This is a genomic window from Curtobacterium sp. B18 (assembly GCF_000333375.1).
Classification (GTDB): Bacteria; Actinomycetota; Actinomycetes; order Actinomycetales; family Microbacteriaceae; genus Curtobacterium.
Genome location: NZ_BACZ01000216.1, coordinates 1 through 19,173 on the forward strand (window position 1 = coordinate 1; position 19,173 = coordinate 19,173).

Below are 19,173 nucleotides of genomic sequence, written 5' to 3' on the forward strand. Positions count from 1 at the left end.
CCCGCTCTCGTGTCCGGTGTCCACGTCCGGTGTCCGCGTCCCGCGCGACGCGTCAGGCGCGACGCGTCAGACGCGTCAGGCGCGACGGGACGCGGTGACCGTGAACTTCGGCGTGCGGACGACCTGCCTGGTCGTCCCGACGAGCCGCTCCAGGACCGGCCGGTAGCGCAGGTGCGAGTTCCAGACGCACCACAGTTCACCGCCGGACTGGAGGATCGTGGCCGCGTTCCGGAACATCGCCTCGGCCGCGTCGGTGGACACGGTGGTGTCCTCGTGGAAGGGCGGGTTGCAGAGGACGAGCTGCGAGGACCCCTCGGCGAGTTCGTCGCCGGCGTCCGACCGGACCACCTCGACCCGGTCCGTCACGCCGTTGGCCCTGGCCGTGGCGATCGTCGACGCCACGGCGATCTGCGAGACGTCCGTGGCGACGACCCGGATGCCCGGACGGCGCCGGGCGAGCGCGGTCGCGATCACGCCGTTGCCGCACCCGAGGTCGACCGCCGTGCGGGCGGTGGGCACGGCGCCGTCCATCGCGTCGAGCAGCACCCGCGTGCCCTGGTCGAGCGAGGTCCCGGCGAACACGCCACCGTGTGCGACGAGGGTCATGCCGAGGTCGTCGACGTGCACGGACCGCGGCCAGGGGTTCGTCGCGTCCGCCCGTGTCGCCTGTGCGCGGAGCGGGTCCTGCGCGATGAGCAGCCGCGACTTGCCCCGGCCCCGGGACGCCGTGACCTCGCCGAAGTACCGGCGCAGGACGTCGTTCTGCGAGAGGTTCATGTGCTTCGACACCCCGCCGCACAGCAGCACGACGTCGGGCGCGGCGAACCGGGCGACGGCACGGGCGAGTTCGTCGAGCCGGTCGTTCGACTTCGACAGCCGGAGCAGGACGAGTCGCACGTCCCGGAACGCCTGCTCGAGCGAGCCCGGGTGGTGGAAGCCCCGCCGACCGAAGGTCCCGGCGTTGGCCTCGAGCGCGCGCACGCCGACCAGGGAGTCCTGCACGACCCGGACGTCCGAGGCGCCGTGCAGGGTGATCGCACCGAGCGTCAGCACGCCGTACCGGTCGTCGACGACCGCGACCTCGCCCGGCTGCCGGAGCGCGTCGCCGTGCACGTGCGGCGCCTCGTCGAGGATGAACCGGTCGGTGCCGTCGATCGCGATGAGGTCCGGCGCGTCGTCGTGACGGCGGCGGAAGAGGTCGGCGAAGTCGGGTGGCACGGCGCCAGCGTACCGGTCCGGCTGTTGCCAAGCGTTGCCAAGACTTTCACATGCGGTGTTCCACATCGATATGTTGCTGAGGTCCTGTTCGACTCCGAAGGAGCCTCATGCAACTCACTGTCCCCACCGACCGCGCGCGCTGGATCGCGGTCGGGGTCTGCATCACCGCGGCCATCGCCGCCGGCGGCGCGACCTCGGCGTCCGCCGCGACGACCCAGGCCGACGGCGACCAGGTCGTCGGCCCCCTCGTCACCGAGACGTCGTCCTTCCAGGGCGCACCGGCGTTCGCCACACCGCTGCCGGGCGCCGCCGGTCAGGAGATCGCCGCGAACCGTGCGGCGACGCTCGCCGGCGCCCTCGACCGCGCCGTCGACTGGTACCTGCCGGCGCCCGGCACCGTCGGCCCGGTCCGCCCGGTGTCCGCGCCCGACCTGTGCCTCAGCGCCGCGACCGCGACGGCCGGCATCAACTCCCGCGTCACGCTCGAGTCCTGCGTGGACGGCGCCGTCGAGCAGCGGTTCTCGCTCGCGAGCAACCAGGGGTCGAACAACCCGATCGGCACCGGTCTCCGTTCGGAGCGCAACGGCGGCTTCCTCGGGCTCTACAACAACGACCCCGTGATGCGACTCCAGGTCAAGGAGATCGCCGACCGGCTGCCGAACGTGGCGGACTTCCTGCCGGCCTTCGACGCCCGGATCGACCGCATCGACACCCTGGCCCGCACCGCGTTCCTCAGCGGCCGCGGCACCCCGAACGCGCAGGTCCTCGTCGACGGCGCGAACGCGGTGTCCATCGGCACCGACGGACGGTGGACCGCGGTCGTCACCGGCCTGGCGTTCGGCACGAACACGATCCGCCTCGAGCAGTACGTCGGGCCCGACCGCACCGGGTCGACCACCCTCACCGCCGTGCTGGCCGCCGACGAACTGACCTTCACGACGACGTTCTCCCCGATCCGCGACACCCCCGTCCAGGCCGCCGGTACCGCCCACCCGGGCGCGACCGTCCAGCTGCGGGACGCCGCCGGCACCGCGCTCGGCGCCCCGGTCACGGCGAACGCCACCACCGGACGCTGGTCGACGACCATCCCGGCACCGAACGCGGCCGGCACGTACGCCGTCACGGCGACCCAGTCGCTCGCCGGCCTGGTCGACTCGGAGCACGCGGTGACGCGCGACGTCGACTACGGCGCGGGCGTCGCCGTGGAGACCCCCGCCGACGGTGCCGCGCACACGGGCGGTCCGGTCGACATGTCCGGCACGGGCGAGCCCGGGTCGACGATCGAGGTGCACGACGTCACCGGCGGCGCCGACCGCATCGTGGGTCGCAGCACCGACGTCGTCGCGCCGGACGGTCGCTGGACGCTCACGACCGACGACCTCGACCGGGCCGAGCACGTGCTCCGCGTCGTGCAGTCCTCGCGCGGCGCGAACACGACCACCGCCCAGGTGACGATCAACCCCGGCTCGAACGGCAGCCTCGCGCCGGTCGTGCTCACGTCGCCCCGAACGGTGACCCCCGGACTCTCGAACACGTTCCGCGGCACCGCCGAGCCGGGTGCGACCTACCGGGTGCTCAACGTCTCCGGCACCCAGATCGTCCCGGGCACGCTGACCGTCGCCGACGACGGCACGTGGGAGTTCGAACGCGTCGTGTCGACCGGCGCCACGTCGTTCCAGTTCGCGATCGAGCAGACGAAGGACGGGCAGACCGAGACCTCGGAGCTGTTCTCGATCGACGCGAACCAGGGGGTCGCCCCGGTCGTCGTGACGACGGACGCGGTCCTCCCCGGCTTCGTGAACACGTTCGAGGGCACCGGCCCCGCCGGCGCGACCTACGAGGTGCTCAACGCCTCCGGCACGGTCATCGTCCCCGGTCGCCACACCATCGGTGACGACGGCTCGTGGTCGTTCGACCGGACGGTGTCCGCCGGGTCGCTCCGCTTCGGCTTCAAGCTGCGGGTGACCGTCGACGGCTCGACCTACACGACGCGGCTCTACGACCTGCCCGCCGCGACGCGGTGACCCGCTGACGGCCTGACACGACAGCGGGCTCCGGGACATCACGTCCCGGAGCCCGCTGTCGTTCGGTCGTCAGCGCGGCGGCCGCCACAGCACGATCTGCGTATTCCGCTGCGGCCGCACCCCGGCGCGGAGCGGCACGGCTCCGCCGGTGGCCGAGGCCGCGAACACGCGAGCACCCGGCCGGTTGATGAGCTGGTCGGCGAGCGCCGTCTCGAGCTCGGAGATCCGTGATCGCAACGCCCGGTTCTCGTTCTCGAGCTCGAGCACTCGACGGATGCCCTCGAGCGAGACGCCCTCGGACCCGAGCTGTGCGATCTCGCGGAGCTGGGCGATGTCCCGCATCGAGTACCTGCGGGACCCGCCCCGGGTCCGCCCGGGGACGACCAGACCGAGCCGGTCGTACTGCCGCAGCGTCTGCGGGTGCATCTCGGCGAGCTCGGCGGCCATCGCGATCGCGAAGACGGGCGAGTTCTCGTCCATGTCGGTCATGGCGTGTTCCTTCCGTCTTCCGCGTGGTGGTGGAAACCAGCCTGGAGGCTCTGCGAGCGTCCGTCAGGAAGCCGCGCCGAGCCTCCAGGCTGGGTTCATCGCTGTTGTTGCGTGACGCTAGTCGCGCGCCTTGGCGAGGAGGTCCTCGCGCGGGTTCTCGTCGGGCAAGACGTCGGCGAGGGCCTCGACGGCCTCGCGCTGCTTGTCCGACAGGTGGGACGGCACCGCGACCTGGACCGTCGCGAGCAGGTCGCCCGTGCCGTTCTTGGTCGTGACGCCGCGACCCTTGACGCGCAGGACGCGACCAGACGGGGTGCCCGGTGCGACCCGGAGCTTGACGGTGGAACCGCCGAGCGTCGGGACCTCGATCGTCGCGCCGAGGGCCGCCTCGACGAACGTCACGGGGACGTCCAGCCGGAGGTGCTGCCCGTCACGCTCGAAGACCGGGTGCTTGCGGACCGTGACGGTGACCACCAGGTCGCCCGCCTCGCCGCCGTCGGGCGACGGTTCCCCGCGCCCGCGCAGTCGGATCTTCTGCCCGTCCGCGACGCCCGCCGGGATGCGGACGTTCACCGGACGGCCGTTGCCCTGCGAGAGCTTGACGGTGTCGCCCGCGATCGCGGTGGTGAAGTCGAGGGTCGTCGTCGCCGTGACGTCGCGACCCTTCGTCGGCCCACCGAAGCCCCGGTAGCCGCCGCTGGACTGGCCGAAGCCACCGCCACCGCCACCGCCGGCTGTGCCTGCTCCGAACATGCCGCCGAGGATGTCTTCGAAGCCGCCGGCTCCGCCCTGGCCGAAGCGGACGCGTTGCCCGCCGCCGCCCTGGCCGAACATGCCGCCGAAGACGTCCTCGAAGCCCCCGCCCTGGCCCGGGCCACCCGCGGTGAAGCGGGCACCCGATCCCATGGCGCGGACCTGGTCGTACTCCTGGCGCTGCTCCTTGTCGGAGAGGACCGAGTAGGCCTCGCTGATCTCCTTGAAGCGGTTCTCGGCGGCGGCGTCGCCCGGGTTGGAGTCCGGGTGGTACTGCCGCGCGAGCTTCCGGTAGGTCTTCTTCAGCTCAGCGTCGCTCGCCGTCTTGTCGACGCCGAGGACCTTGTAGAAGTCCTTGTCGAACCAGTCCTGACTGGCCATGAATCCCTACCTCCTCCCCGCGCTCAGGCCGGGACCGCCACCGCGACCTTGGCCGCACGGAGGACCCGCTCGCCGAGCTTGTAGCCCGGCTCGACGACGTCCGCCACGGTCTGGCCGGTGGCACCGGGTGTCGGGAGCTGCACGATCGCCTCGTGGATGTTCGGGTCGAAGGACTCGCCCTTCTCGCCGATCTGCACGAGCTTGAACTTCTCGAAGCCGCCGCGGATCTTCTGTCCGATGACCTGCATGGGGCCCTCGGCGAGGTCACCGTGCGCCTCGGCGCGGGTGAGGTCGTCGAGCGCCGGCAGCAGTGCCCGGACGACCTCGGCGATGGCGACCTCGCGGTTGGCCTCGCGGTCGCGCTCGACGCGCTTCCGGAAGTTCACCAGCTCGGCCTGCGCACGGAGCATGTCCGCACGCATCTCGGCCACCAGGTCGCGGTCCTCGGGGCTGAGCTTGTCCTCGGCGATGCCGCGCGCGGCGTCGGCGAGGAGCGCTTCGTCCTCCGGCGAGAGGTCGTTCTCGGCGTCGGCGGCCGGGCCGCCGGCGGCGGGGCCGTCCGTCGGGAGTTCGACGTCGGGCCCCTCCGCCTCGATGAGGTCCTCGGGCTCGGCCGCGTTGGTGGCGTCGCCCTCGACCTGGGGTTCGTCCTCGTTCGGCACGTTGTCCTTGGGGTCCGTCATCTACTTCTTGTCCTTGTCGTCCTCGTCGTCCACGACCTCGGCGTCGACGATGTCCTCGTCGTCGGCCGGCTGCTCGCCAGCGGGCTGCTCGCCACCGGCGGCACCGGCTGCTGCGTCCTGCTGGGAGTAGATCGCCTGGCCGAGCTTGCCCTGCGACTCGTTGAGCTTGTCGAAGGCGGTCTTGACAGCCTCGTCGTCCTCGCCCGCGAGTGCCGACTTCAGGGCGTCGACGTCGGCCTGGACCTCGGACTTGACGTCCGCGGGGAGCTTCTCGTCGTTCTCCTTGATGAGCTTCTCGATCGAGTAGACGAGCTGCTCGGCCTGGTTGCGACGCTCGTTGGCCTCGCGGCGGGCCTTGTCCTCGGCAGCGTGCTCCTCGGCTTCGCGGACCATGCGCTCGATGTCCTCCTTCGGCAGCGACGAGCCGCCGGAGATGACCATCGACTGCTCCTTGCCGGTGCCCTTGTCCTTCGCGGACACGTGCACGATGCCGTTGGCGTCGATGTCGAAGGTGACCTCGACCTGCGGGACGCCGCGGGGGGCCGGGGCGATGCCGGTCAGCTCGAAGGTGCCGAGCGGCTTGTTGTCACGGGTGAACTCACGCTCGCCCTGGAAGACCTGGATCGCGACGGACGGCTGGTTGTCGTCGGCGGTCGTGAAGGTCTCGCTCCGCTTGGTCGGGATCGCGGTGTTGCGGTCGATGAGCTTCGTCATCAGGCCACCCTTGGTCTCGATGCCGAGCGACAGCGGCGTGACGTCGATGAGGAGGACGTCCTTGCGCTCGCCCTTCAGGACACCGGCCTGCAGCGCGGCACCGACGGCCACGACCTCGTCCGGGTTGACGCCCTGGTTCGGGGACTTGCCGCCGGTGAGCGACTTGACGACCTCGGCCACGGCGGGCATGCGGGTCGAACCACCGACGAGCACCACGTGCGCGATGTCGTTGACCGAGACACCGGCTTCCTTGATGACGTCGTTGAACGGCTTCTTCGTGCGGTCGAGCAGGTCGGAGGTCATCTGCTCGAACTGGGCGCGCGAGATGGTCTCGTCGAGGTTGAGCGGACCGTCGGCCGTCAGCGTCAGGTACGGGAGCTGGATGCTCGCCGACATCTGCGACGAGAGCTCCTTCTTCGCCTGCTCGGCGGCTTCCTTGAGGCGCTGCTTGGCGATCTTGTCGGTCGACAGGTCGACGCCGTGCTCGTCCTTGAACTTCTTGACGAGGTAGTCGACGATGCGCTGGTCCCAGTCGTCGCCACCGAGGCGGTTGTCACCCGAGGTCGCGCGGACCTGGATCGTGGAGAAGTCGTCGTCCTTGCCCACCTCGAGCAGGGAGACGTCGAACGTGCCGCCACCGAGGTCGAAGACCAGGATGAGCTCGTCTTCCTTGCCCTTGTCGAGGCCGTACGCCAGCGCGGCGGCGGTCGGCTCGTTGATGATGCGGAGGACGTTCAGGCCGGCGATCTCACCGGCGTCCTTGGTGGCCTGACGCTCGGCGTCGTTGAAGTACGCCGGCACGGTGATGACCGCGTCGGTCACGTCTTCACCGAGGTACTGCTCGGCGTCGCGCTTGAGCTTGCCGAGGATGCGGGCCGAGATCTCCTGCGGCGTGTACTTCTTGCCGTCGATGTCCGTCGTCCAGTCGGTGCCGATGTGGCGCTTGACACTGGCGATGGTGCGGTCGACGTTCGTGACGGCCTGGCGCTTGGCGGTCTCGCCGACGAGCACCTCGCCGTCCTTGGTGAAGGCGACGATCGACGGCGTGGTGCGCATGCCTTCGGCATTCGCGATGACCGTGGGCTCACCGCCCTCGAGCACGCTGACGACCGAGTTGGTGGTTCCGAGGTCGATGCCTACTGCACGTCCCATGTGTGGGTGCTCCTTCTGTTGGTACTCGTGGTGCTGAAGTCGTTGGACTTGCGTCCGATGGACTCAACCTTACTCCGGTGCGCCTGGACGTCAAGACGACAGCCTCGGAACTTGCCATGAGCCGACTCAAGTCGTTGGCGATCGCGGATGTTGTATTTCAGTGTTCGGTTTGATATTCTGGTACGGCAGCGGGGTCTCCCGCGAACATCCCACCGCGAGCCGCCGACGGCCCGATCGTCCGAGCGAGAGCACGCGGCCCGACCCCCTCGAAAGGGATCACCAACCATGTCATCCAAGAAGAAGCGTCTCGCGAAGGGCCTGGGCGCCGGTGCGCTCGCCGTCGCGACGATCGTCTCCGGTCTGTCGTTCGGTGCGGCTTCCGCGTCCGCCGCCACTGGTTCCGATGAAGTGCTCGGGACCATGAAATTCCTCACGGGGACTTCTGGCCTCGTCTCCACTGCGATCAGCCGGACCAATCAAGCCGCCTGGCAGGCGTTCGCAACCAAGGCGGAAGCCGCGAGGCGCGCGACCACGTACGAGATCCTGCCCAGCGCGCAGCCCCAAGCTCACCAGTTCCGTTCAACTACAAGCGGTCTTTGCCTTTACTTCACCACGCCCGTGGACGGCCGGGAGATTCCCACCGTGGCCGAGGGCATCTGCAATGATCGCCTGACCGCCATCCGTTTCGACAACGGTTCGTTCTACGGGGCAAACTATGGTGGCGCCAGTCCGTGGGCTGCCCTGACGGGCGCAAACCGCACATGGACGACGGGCAGCGGGACATGGGTCGCTGCGGCTGGCGTACGCGGCACTGTGGGCAACACCTCATGGGATGACCTACCGAACGTGGTCATCGGGTGGGACGAGCTGACCGCGCAGGGGTCGTTCGACACGGACATCGCGAAGAGGGCGACCGTGTCGGGCACCGCCGAGCCGGCAGCGACGGTCACCCTGAAGAACGGCGCGACGACGGTCGGCACGACGACCGCGGCCGAGGACGGCACCTACTCGTTCGACGTGGACGCCCCGAACGAGGGCGGCGCCCTCGCCCTCACCGTCACGCAGACGATCGACGGGAAGGACGGCGGCTCGAAGGACGTCGAGCTCGACTACGGCAAGGCCGTGGCGATCACCGGTCCGGAGGACCACGAGCACGTCCCCGCCGGGTCCACCGCGATCACGGGCCAGGGCGAGCCCGGGTCGGCGGTCCAGGTGTTCGACAACCAGGGCCGCACCCCGGTCGTCTCCGCGAGCGTCCGGGCGAACGGCACCTGGTCCGGTACCGCGACCCTGACCGACGGTGAGCACACGCTCGAAGCGAAGCAGATGTCGAAGGGTGCGAACACCACCACCTCGACGGTCGTCGTGAACCCCGGCGAGTCGGCTCTCCGTGCCCCGTCCATCACCACCGACGAGTACACGCCGGGGCAGCGCACCACGTTCGTCGGTACGGCGACCGCCGGCGCGACCGTCGACATCCTCGACGGCAACGGGTCCGTCATCGTCGGCGGCGTGCGCGTGGCCGAGGACGGTTCGTTCTCGTTCCAGCACACCCCGGCCGCGAACAGCACCGAGTTCTCCTTCCGCGTCCGCCAGACGCTCGGTGACGCCACGCGTACCGACGGTCCGTTCACGATCGACGCCACGGTCGACGCGTTCGCTCCCGTCACCGTCAGCCGTCCGGCGACCGTGACCGCGGGTGTCGAGAACGTCTTCTCCGGCACCGCGACGCCGAACGCGACCTACCGGGTGCTGAATGCTTCGGGCAGCCAGATCGTTCCGGGCACCTTCACCATCGACGCGGACGGCAACTGGACGTTCCGTCGTGCGGTTTCGACCGGCGCGTCCAAGTTCGACTTCAAGCTCGAGCAGACGCTGAACGGTGAGACCCGTACGTCGCAGCTGTTCAGCATCCGCGCGAACGCCGGGTACACGGTCACGAACACGACCCGCTCGGTGCGTCCGGGCGTGAACAACACGTTCACCGGTACCGGCCCCTCCGGTGCGTCCTACCGCGTCCTGAACATGTCGGGCACCCAGATCGTCCCGGGCACGTTCGACATTGACGGCCAGGGCAACTGGACCTTCGACCGAGTGGTGTCGCTGGGCGCTCCGAACTTCAAGTTCAAGCTCGAGGTCACGACGGCGGACGGTGCGACGTTCACCTCCCCGCTCTACACCGTGAACGCCGCCTCGCTCACCCCGGTGACGGTCGACACGACCGAGGTCTTCCCCGGTCGCCAGAACACCTTCGAGGGCACCGGTGAGCCCGGCGCGACCTACTCAGTGCTGAACATGTCCGACACGGTGCTCGACCCGAGCATCGAGAGCACGTTCCGCGTCGGCCAGGACGGCAAGTGGGAGTTCAAGCGAGTCGTCTCGATGGGGGCTGCGAACTTCAAGTTCAAGATCCGTCAGACGCTCAACGGCCAGACCACGACGAGTGACCTGTTCACCATCGACGCCGCCACCTTCCAGGCCCCGACCGTCGACAACGAGTACGTGAACGCCGGCATCTGGAACACCTTCACCGGGACCGTCACCCCCGGCGCGACGATCCGCGTCCTGAACACCTCGAACAACGAGCTCTCGGGCGTCACCGACCTCGTGGTCGGCGCGGATGGCAAGTACTCGTTCAAGCGGATCGTCGGTGCCACGAGCACCAAGCTCGACTTCCGCATCGAGCAGACGCACCTCGGCAAGACGATGATCGGCGACACCGTGACCCTGCAGGCACGCACCGCGGACGTCACCATCGACAACACGACGGTGACCCCGGGTCGCGTGAACACCTTCACCGGAACCGCCACGCCGGGCGCGACCTTCCAGGTCTTCACGGTGGGCAACGTCGGCGACGCCCCGCTCGCGAGCGGCACCGTGTCGGCGCAGGGCCGCTTCGCCTTCGACCGCACGGTCGGCGCCGGCGCCACCTCGTACGCCTTCAAGATCGTCCTCACCAAGGACGGCAAGCAGAGCGTCTCGGCTCCGTTCACCATCACGGCCAGCACCCGCTGACCGAACCCCACCACGGCGACGGCGCCGCGGGACCCCCGTCCCGCGGCGCCGTCGCGCACGCCCGCAGCACCACCCGAAGGACCAGATCATGAACTCGACCGCAATCCGTACGCTCGCCGCCGCCTCCCTCGCGCTCGTCGCCGCCGTCGGCCTCAGCGCCTGCACGGCGAACTCGTCCGGCGGGGACCAGAAGCCCACCGCTACCGCCTCGGCATCCACGAAGGTCGCCGAGACGCAGTACAACGACTGCATCGACGGGTCCCTGCAGATCTTCGACGACAGCAAGGACGCCAAGCCCGCCACGTTCGGTGACTGTGCCGGCGCCAGCATCATCTCGTCGGGGCGCACCATCACGCTCGGGACGGTGCCGACCCTGACCGTCGAGGGGCAGAAGAACACGGTCGACGTGACCGGCGTCAAGTCCCTGACCGTCCTCGGCAACGAGAACACCATCACGTACCACGGCACCGCGCCGAAGGTCGACGACCAGGGCAAGGGGAACGCCATCAAGCCGGCCGCCTGATCCACCGATCACCGGCGTCGAAGGGCCTCGCACGTGCGGGGCCCTTCGTCATTGTCATTACTCATGTGATGTATTACACTGAGTACGTCAGCCCGAACGAAGGACCGCCATGAACGCCTTGATGATCGCCCGAGCCCTGCTCCGCAGCTGGTGGATCCTCGCCACGTGCGCCGTCCTCGGCGTCGCAGTCGCGGCCCTGAGCAGCGCCACCACGACTCCGACCTACCGCGCGTCGACCTCGTACTACGTGTCGGTCGCCGGCCAGGACGCGTCGACCGCCGGCGAGATCGCTCAGGGTTCGACGGCGGCCCAGCAGAAGATCAAGTCGTACGTGCAGCTCGCCTCGTCCCCTCGGGTGCTCACGCAGGTCATCGACGAGCTCCACCTGAAGACCACCCCTGCCGAGCTCGGGCAGCGGGTCACGGCGAGCGTCGGGACCGGCACGGTGATCATCTCGATCGCCGTCACGGACACGGACGCCGAAGACGCCGCCCGCACCACCGAGGCGATCGGCTCGACCCTCGCGTCGGTCGTCAGCCAGATCGAACCCGAGATCTCCGCGAAGACCCCGTCGGTGCGACTCGAGGAGATCACGCCGGCGACCACGCCGAGCTCCCCGGTGGGGCCGAAGACCGCGGCGAACATGGTGCTCGGCTTCGCCGCCGGCCTCGCCGTCGGTGCAGCGCTCGCCCTCCTGCGGAGCGGACTCGACACCCGGGTCCGGACCGCCGACGACCTCGAGGAGGTCGGCCTGCCGCTCCTCGGAGACATCGCCTTCGACAGCGACGCCGCCGCGCATCCGCTCATCGTCCGCGACAACGCCGGGAGCGCTCGCAGCGAGGCCTTCCGGGCACTCCGCACGAACGTCCAGTTCCTGCGGTCCGACGGACCTCGGACACTCGTCGTCACGAGCGCCCGCCCCTCCGAGGGCAAGACCACGACCACGGCGAACCTCGCGGTCGCGATGAGCCAGGGCGGCCTCCGCGTGGCCGTCGTCGACGCGGACCTGCGACGTCCGAACCTCGCCAACGTCATGGGCGTCGAGGGTGCTGCCGGCCTCTCCGACCTGCTCGTCGGTCGCGCCGAGCTCGAGGACGTCCTGCAGGAGTGGGGCGAGGACGGACTGCACGTGCTGCCGGCCGGCACCATCCCGCCGAACCCCAGCGAGCTCCTCGGGTCCGAGGCGATGGAACGCGTCCTCGACGTCCTCACCGACCGGTTCGACGTGGTTCTCCTGGACACCCCGCCGGTCCTCGCCGTCACGGACGCCTCGATCCTCAGCGCGCTCGTGTCGACGACCCTCCTCGTCAGCGCAGCCGGTCAGACGAAGCGCACCGAGGTGCGACTCGCGACCGAGGCGCTCGAACGAGTCGGACGACAGGCCAGCGGCGTCGTCCTCACCAAGACCAAGCACGCGCGACGTCAGGGCGGCTACTACCGCTCGGAGTACGCAACCGTCACCACCCCGTCCGCCTGACACGCCACCCGGCAACCCGACAACCCGACAGGAGCCACGACCATGAACCACGACCGTCGTACGCGCGTGATGCGCACGAAGCGGATCCTCGACGTCTGCGGCGCCGTCCTCGGACTCGTCATCGCCGGACCGGTCATGCTGGTCGTCGCGGCACTCGTCGCGATCCGGCTCGGCCGCCCCGTGATCTTCCGGCAGGAGCGACCGGGCCTGCACGGCTACACCTTCACGATCCTGAAGTTCCGGAGCATGCTCGAGGTCGATGAGGCCAAGGGCATCACGACCGACGAACAGCGGCTCACCCGGTTCGGCCGGCTCCTCCGTTCGACGAGCCTCGACGAGCTGCCGAGCCTCTGGAACATCCTGCGCGGCGACATGTCGTTCGTCGGCCCCCGGCCGAGCCTCTGCCGCTACCTCGACCTCTACACCGACGAGGAGGCGCGTCGGCACGACGTCCTCCCCGGCCTCACCGGGCTGGCACAGGTCCGCGGACGGAACGAGCTGCCGTGGCCCGAGCGGCTCCGGTCGGACGTCGAGTACGTCGACTCGATCAGCCTCGGCCTGGACCTCCGGATCCTCCTGCGCACCGTGGTCGTCGTCCTGCGCCGCGAGGGCATCACCGCCCCCGGCCACGCCAGCTCCGACGTCTTCACCGGCACGGACCGGATGACGGGGTCGACGGCATGAGGACGGTCTGGATCGTCAACCACTACGCCCACCACCACCTGCGGGACGGCCGTGCGACCCGGCACCAGTCCCTCGCCGAGCACCTCGCCGGGCTGGGCTGGCACAGCGTCGTCATCGCCGCCGGGACCGACCACCCCACCGGCCGCTCGCACCTTCGCGGCTTCCGTCTCCGGCAGCGTTGGTCCGGCGCCGGGCACGAGTTCCTCTGGCTCCGCGGCGTCGACTACCGCGGCGCGGGCATCCGGCGGACGATCCGTCGCGCCGCGGACATCCTCCTGTTCACGCTCCTGCTGCTCGCCCCCGGGACGCTCTCCGGACTCCCCCGGCCGAACGTGATCGTCGGCGGGTCGTTCCACCCGCTCGCCGCCTGGGCGGCCGCCCGCCTGGCGAAGCGGCACGGGGTCCCGTTCGTCTTCGAGCCCCGCGACCTGTGGCCCGAGTCCGCGCTGGGCCTCGCCGGCATGACCGAGCGGCACCCGGTGATCCGTGCGCTCCGCCTGCTCGAGCGGAGCATCGTCCGACGGAGCGACCACATCGTCTCGCCGCTCGGCGGGGTCGGGCGCTACTACGCCGACCGCGGGTACACCGGTGACTTCACCTGGGTGCCGAACGGCGTCGCGGTCGAGGAGCTCCCGGGCGAGCAGTCCGATGCGGTGGCACCGCGCGGCACCGACGGCCCGTTCACGGTCACGTACATCGGCTCGATGGGTCCGGCGAACGCGCTCGAGACCGTCATCGACGCATTCGACCGTGCCGCGACGACCGCCGCGGCACGCGGGACCGGGCCGCTCGCCCTCCGCCTGGTCGGGGACGGCGCCGACGTGACGGCGCTTCGGGAACGCGCGTCGCGCCTCCCGTCCGCCGCCTCGATCTCGTGGGACGGCCGCGTCTCCCAGGGGGACGCCCGCCGGATCGGCCGGCAGGCCGACTGCCTCGTCGTCAACATGCACGACCTGCCGCTCTACCGCCACGGCGTCTCGATGAACAAGCAGTACGAGTACATGCTGCTCGGCCGGCCGCTGCTGGTCGGTGCCCCGGTCCCGCTCGAGTCGGTCGAGGCGTCCGGGTGCGGCGTGCACGTCGCCGCCGACGACGTCGACGCGATGGCCGACGGCATGCTCGCGCTCGCCGCCATGCCCGCCGCGGAACGTGACGCGATGGGCGCTCGGGGCCGCGACCACGTGCTCCGCGAGCACGACTACGCACGCCTCGCCCGCACCTACGCCGGAGCCCTCGACTCCGTCACCGACCGCCCCTGACCCAGCATCTCCTCGCCGCAGACCCGAACGGATCCGCCCATGCGCTACGACATCGTCCACGTCTCCTCCGCCCACCCGTGGGTCGACAACCGCGTCCACCTGCGCGAGGCCGCCGCGGGTGTCGCCGCCGGACGACGCGTGCAACTGATCGCCGTCGAGAGCGACCTGCGTGCGCCGCGGACCGGGGTCGACGTCGTGTGCATCCCCCGCCGACGTCGGGTCCGACGCATGGTCCTGTCGACCGTGCAGGCGCTGCGACTCGCGCTGCGCTCCGGAGCGCGCGTGGTGCACCTGCACGACCCCGAGCTCATCTGGACGATCCCGGTGCTCCGCCTCGCCGGCCGTACCGTCGTCTACGACGCGCACGAGGACCTCCCCGACCAGGTCTGGGGCAAGGACTACCTGTCGCACCGACAGCGTGCCGTGTTCGCGGCGCTCTCGCACGTGCTCCTCCGGGTCGCCGGGACCGCGAACCGCGTCGTCGCCGCGACCGAGTGGACCGGACGTCGGTTCCCGGCGGACCGCACCGTCGCGATCCACAACTTCCCGCTCGAGCGCGCCGAGGACTCGGCGCAGCGCCCCCTCGCCGACCGCGCACCGATCGTTGCGCACGTCGGCGTGCTGAGCCGTGACCGGGGCATCGACGTGATCAGCGCGGCTGCGGTGCACGATGCGTTCCCCGCGGACTGGCGCGTCGAGATGGTCGGTTCGATCGACGCCGCGACCGACACCTCCGTGCTCCGCGGCGCCGAGGCGACCGGCCGCGTGCGACACCGCGGCGTGGTCGGGCCGATGGAGGCGCGGGACCTGCTCCTCGACGCGCGGATCGGGGTCGTGCCGTTCCGACGGACCCCCGTGACCGACCAGATCTTCCCCACCAAGCTCTTCGAGTACCTCGCCGCCGGCCTCGCCGTCATCGCCACCGACGTGCCGCTCTGGCGCCGGCTGCTCGACGGCGTCGGGTGCGTGACGTTCGTGCCGGCCGACGACCCCGGCGCGATCGCCGCCGCCGTCCGTCGGTACGCCGAGGACCCGGAGCTCCTCGCCGCGCACGGCGCCGAGGCCAAGGCCGCGGCGGCGCGGTTCTCGTGGGCACGGGAAGCCGACCGGCTGACCGCGGTGTACGACGAGCTGCTCGCGACGACCGGCAAGGCCTGACCCGTGGACCCCGTGCAGGCATCGAAGCGGTCCCGTCGCACCGCCCCCGGGACGATCGTGGTGCTCCGACGCGTCGTCTTCGTCGTGGGTGCGGTCGCCGCGCTCGCAGCGACCATGAACTGGATCTCCGCGGTCCTGGTGGCGCCGTTGTTCAGCTACCTCGGCTACACCTACGTCGGGGCGTCGCCGATGGTCATGCTGGCGGCGGTCCTGTTGACGAGCGCAGTCGCGCTGGCGCTGCCGGTGCGGATCACCCGTCCCTCACACGTCGTGCTGTGGGCCCTCTTCGTCGTGTGCGTTGCCCCGACCATGCTCATGGGCGTCTCCGCCGGCTACCTCTCCGCAGGGACGGCACTGCTGCTCTCGGCCGCCGTGGGCACCGCGTTCGTCCTCGTCGCGGCGGGCATCCCGCGGTCCGCCACCGACGGGCGGTCGACACCGTCGGACGTCCTCCGGCTCGGTTCGCTCGCGATCCGGCGCAGCACGCTGACGTGGACGGTGTGCGCCGTCTACTCGCTGTTGACCTACGGGATCATGGCGGCGACCGTCGGGATCCACGTCCGGTTCCTCGCCCTCGACGACATCTACGACGTCCGCGCCGACTACACGGCCGACGTCGGCTCCGGCGGCACGCTCGGGTACCTGCTGACCGGTCAGGCCTACGTGGTGAACCCGCTGCTGCTCGCCCGTGGCATCTTCCGTCGACGTCCGTCCCTGATCGTCCTGGCGCTGGTCGGACAGTTCCTGCTGTACTCGAGCACGGGCTTCAAGGCCGTGCTGTTCTCCTTCGTCGCGGTGCTCGGCATGGCCCTGCTGTTCCGCGGACGGTCGACCAAGGGGTCCGCACCGTTCCTCGTCGCCCCGCTCGCGATCATGATCGTCTCGGCCCTGGCCGACGAGGCACAGGGTGGCATCACCTGGACGTCGGTCTTCACCCGGCGGTTCATGCTCGCCCCGGGACTGCTCTCGTCGGTGTACGTCGACTACTTCAGTCAGAACCCGGTGGCGATGTACGCCTACTCGTTCCTCGACACCTGGTTCGACTACCCGTACGACCTCGCGCCGCCGAAGCGCATCGCCGACTACCTCGTCCCCGGATCGACCGGGTACGCGAACGCGAACCTCTTCGCCGACGGCTTCGCGAACTTCGGCTGGCTCGGCATCGGGATCGCGGCGTTCGCCCTCTGGGTGTGGCTGCGCGTCGTCGACCGGGCCGCCCACGGGCTTCCCATGCGCGTGGCTGCCATGGCGCTCGTGATGCCGAGCATCATGCTCTCCAACACGTCCGTCTTCACCGCGATGTTGTCACACGGGTTGCTGTTCGGCACGATCATCCTCGCGATCTGCCCGCGGACGGGATGGGAGCCCGAAGCCCCGGGGAGCACGACGCGAACGGAGCGGTCCGGAGCGCCGGTCTCCGCGGCCTCGCGGGCGCGACGTGTCGCCGTCGGGGCGGACCGGGTCCTGCGCGCCGCCCACCGGTTCGACGCCGCCCGGGCTGGTGCCGGCTCGGTTCGAGCGGCGTACCGTCTCGCGGGGCGGACCGCGCGACACTCCCGCGCACGGTCCACTGGTCGCCACAGTGCGCATCCGGTCGGCAGCGGCCTCCGCGTCGCCAGGTAGGTCGGCCGGGTCAGGGTCGATCACGAACTCGCCGCGCGCTCTGCCCGGCCACCCGTCGCGCGCTCCGGGCCTTCCGTCGGGTGTCGCATCCCTGGTCGGCCAGAGGGCCGGGAGAAGGATGGACGCGAACCGGCCGAGCCCGGGCCCAGCCGACCAGGCCGGGTCGGCCTGGTCGGCCTGGTCGGCCCGGTCGGCCCGGTCGGCGTGGTCGGGGCTGGTCGGGGCTGGTCGGGTTCGGCCCGGTCGGCCGGGTCGGGCCTGGTCGCGGTTCGGCCCGATGAGCCGGGCTGGGCCTGGTTGGGGCTCGGCCCGTCGGCCCGTCAGCTCCGTCGGCAGAACACCGCATCACCCGTCGAGGAACCGCAACACCGAGTCGCCGGCGGCCACCACGGGATCCATGCCCGCTCCGCCCCACGTGTTGGCGACGCTGAGGAGCGCGTTCGGCGCCAGTCGGCACTGCAGCCCCACGTCACCCACCGACACCTGGTTGGCCGCCACGATCCCGGAGTTGGCGGTGGCGACGACCGCGATCCCGACGCTCCGCGCCGCCCCGAGCCGTTCCAGCCCGAGCACGGAGTTGCGCTGGACCGCCACGTCCGCGTTGGAGTGGTAGAGCGAGATGGCCCGACCGAACCCCTGCAGCTCGTTGTCGGCCACGATGAGGTCCCTCGTCAGGTACACGAGGATCGGCGCGTCCCGATCGGCGTCGCCGTACCCGGACACCGCGTTCCGCAGCAGGACGCCGGTGGCACGCTCGGCCGGCGAGTCGACGGTCTCCCCCGCTCCACGCACCACGATCCCGGACCCCGCTCCCCGCGTGGACCGGGTGACGCTGTTGCCGATGACCGCGCACGCGAGCGGCGCGTACTTGGTCTTCGACGCATCCGCTTCGTCCTTCGACGGGACGAGGGCGATGCCGACACGGCAGTCCTCGACCCGGTTGCGGAGGATGACGATCTCCTCACCGCCGTGCGTGTCGATCCCTTCCCAGGACCGCACGCCCCGCACCAGGTTGTCGCTGATGGTGATGCGCGCGCTGCGGGGAAACCGATCGGTCCCCGCGGTCGTCGCGCGGACCGCCTCGATGCCGTACGAGTTCACGTACGGGCTCGGCTGGTGCACCTCGTCGATCCGGTTGCCGCTGACGGCGCCGTCCGTGCACGAGAACATGAGGATCCCGGCGTACCCGACGCCGCTGATCGTGACGCCGCTCACGGCGAACCATCCGACGTGCTCGAGCAGCACGCCGTCGTGCGAGTGGCCGCTGATCGAGCCACCGCGGATCTCGATGTTCCGCAGCGGAGCGTCCGGTGTGCCGGCTGCGTGCACACCGCGACCGAGGCCCGAGACCGTCCCGTCGCGACCGCGGAGGACGGGCTCGTCGATGCGCACGTCGGAGGAGCGCACCGTGATGACCGCGATGTGCGCGTCGGTCGAGATCGACCCGCCCGCGAACCGCAGGGTGATCGGCGACGTGAGGACCAGCGACTCGGTGACGACCCAGTCCCGGGTGATGGTGACCGTGGACCACGGGGCCGCCGCTTCGACGAGTTCGTGCAGCGACGCCGCGTCGACGTCGTCCACGGGGACCGCTGCCGCCGGAGCGGGCGCAGGAGTCGTCGCCACCCGCGCGAGCGTCGGAGCCGCGCCGAGCGCCGACGCCGTCGCGCTGACCGCGATCGCTCGCAGGGTCTGCCGCCGCGTCACCACGGGAGGCTCCCGAGGTGCGTCCGGCCGACCCGGGTCAGCGAACGGGGAGTGCGGGCTCCGGAGGAGCCAGGACAGTCGAAGTCGCGACGATCCGGTGCGCCCGGACTGCTCGCCGCACCAGGACGAGGACGACGGCGTAGGCGACGACCATCGATGCCGACAGCGCGGCGACCGTCACCCCGGGGCTCGCGCCTGCAGCGGTCGTCACGAGGACCGAGCCGGACGTCAGGACCAGTCGACCGCCGTCCCACCACAGTTGCGTCAGCTGTCGGCCGAGCAGGGAGAGCAGCTGGGTCACCGGCGACGCGAC

At 70.7% G+C, this 19,173-nt stretch carries 15 protein-coding genes; 8 read left to right on the forward strand and 7 right to left on the reverse strand.

The genetic code is table 11. The features are described 5' to 3' along the window. Positions 1–75: 75 nt before the first annotated feature. Complete coding sequence (locus I5E_RS05785; protein ID WP_022906156.1) at positions 76–1,218, reverse strand: class I SAM-dependent methyltransferase; 1,143 nt, start codon at positions 1,216–1,218, stop codon at positions 76–78. A 107-nt stretch (positions 1,219–1,325) separates the two neighbouring features. Between I5E_RS05785 and I5E_RS05790 the strand changes: the two genes are divergently transcribed. After that, positions 1,326–3,242: a hypothetical protein gene (locus tag I5E_RS05790; protein ID WP_022906157.1), complete on the forward strand. Its 1,917-nt coding sequence runs from the start codon at positions 1,326–1,328 to the stop codon at positions 3,240–3,242. 69 nt (positions 3,243–3,311) lie between these two features. On the opposite strand, the gene I5E_RS05795 is transcribed toward I5E_RS05790, so the two are convergent. The 4 genes from I5E_RS05795 to dnaK form a co-directional block, all read right to left on the reverse strand. Beyond that, positions 3,312–3,722 carry a heat shock protein transcriptional repressor HspR gene (locus I5E_RS05795; RefSeq protein ID WP_031261684.1) on the reverse strand — a complete coding sequence of 137 codons (411 nt, stop codon included), beginning with the start codon at positions 3,720–3,722 and terminating at the stop codon, positions 3,312–3,314. Between the two features lie 126 nt (positions 3,723–3,848). Further along, complete coding sequence (locus tag I5E_RS05800) at positions 3,849–4,865, reverse strand: DnaJ C-terminal domain-containing protein (RefSeq protein WP_022906159.1); 1,017 nt, start codon at positions 4,863–4,865, stop codon at positions 3,849–3,851. A 23-nt stretch (positions 4,866–4,888) separates the two neighbouring features. Continuing rightward, positions 4,889–5,548: a nucleotide exchange factor GrpE gene (locus I5E_RS05805; RefSeq protein ID WP_022906160.1), complete on the reverse strand. Its 660-nt coding sequence runs from the start codon at positions 5,546–5,548 to the stop codon at positions 4,889–4,891. Further along, complete coding sequence (gene dnaK / locus I5E_RS05810) at positions 5,549–7,414, reverse strand: molecular chaperone DnaK (RefSeq protein ID WP_022906161.1); 1,866 nt, start codon at positions 7,412–7,414, stop codon at positions 5,549–5,551. A 285-nt stretch (positions 7,415–7,699) separates the two neighbouring features. Here dnaK and I5E_RS05815 point away from each other — a divergent pair, with 285 nt between their 5' ends. The 7 genes from I5E_RS05815 to I5E_RS05845 all read left to right on the forward strand — a co-directional run bounded on the left by I5E_RS05815 (position 7,700) and on the right by I5E_RS05845 (position 17,153). Further along, positions 7,700–10,429: an Ig-like domain-containing protein gene (locus I5E_RS05815; RefSeq protein ID WP_148286877.1), complete on the forward strand. Its 2,730-nt coding sequence runs from the start codon at positions 7,700–7,702 to the stop codon at positions 10,427–10,429. A gap of 88 nt (positions 10,430–10,517) precedes the next feature. Beyond that, entirely contained in the window at positions 10,518–10,952 is a 435-nt protein-coding gene (locus tag I5E_RS21285) for a DUF3060 domain-containing protein (RefSeq protein WP_022906163.1), read from the forward strand. 109 nt (positions 10,953–11,061) lie between these two features. Next, on the forward strand, positions 11,062–12,429 hold the full coding sequence (locus I5E_RS05825; protein WP_022906164.1) for a polysaccharide biosynthesis tyrosine autokinase: 1,368 nt from the start codon (positions 11,062–11,064) through the stop codon (positions 12,427–12,429). Positions 12,430–12,471: 42 nt separating this feature from the next. Next, on the forward strand, positions 12,472–13,113 hold the full coding sequence (locus I5E_RS05830; protein ID WP_022906165.1) for a sugar transferase: 642 nt from the start codon (positions 12,472–12,474) through the stop codon (positions 13,111–13,113). Beyond that, entirely contained in the window at positions 13,110–14,372 is a 1,263-nt protein-coding gene (locus I5E_RS05835) for a glycosyltransferase (protein WP_022906166.1), read from the forward strand. The genes I5E_RS05830 and I5E_RS05835 overlap by 4 nt, the downstream gene beginning before the upstream one ends. Before the next feature lie 39 nt (positions 14,373–14,411). After that, the gene (locus tag I5E_RS05840) at positions 14,412–15,530 is read left to right on the forward strand and encodes a glycosyltransferase (protein WP_022906167.1); all 1,119 of its coding nucleotides are present in this window, start codon (positions 14,412–14,414) and stop codon (positions 15,528–15,530) included. Between the two features lie 3 nt (positions 15,531–15,533). Beyond that, entirely contained in the window at positions 15,534–17,153 is a 1,620-nt protein-coding gene (locus tag I5E_RS05845; protein ID WP_022906168.1) for an O-antigen polymerase, read from the forward strand. Between the two features lie 345 nt (positions 17,154–17,498). Here the strand turns inward: I5E_RS05845 and I5E_RS21290 are convergent, their stop codons facing one another. Then, positions 17,499–18,860 (reverse strand): right-handed parallel beta-helix repeat-containing protein, encoded by a 1,362-nt coding sequence (locus I5E_RS21290; protein ID WP_187290465.1) that lies wholly within the window; start codon positions 18,858–18,860, stop codon positions 17,499–17,501. A 37-nt stretch (positions 18,861–18,897) separates the two neighbouring features. Then, the coding region (locus I5E_RS05855) for a hypothetical protein (RefSeq protein ID WP_222836448.1) at positions 18,898–19,173 on the reverse strand (276 nt) is incomplete at its 5' end.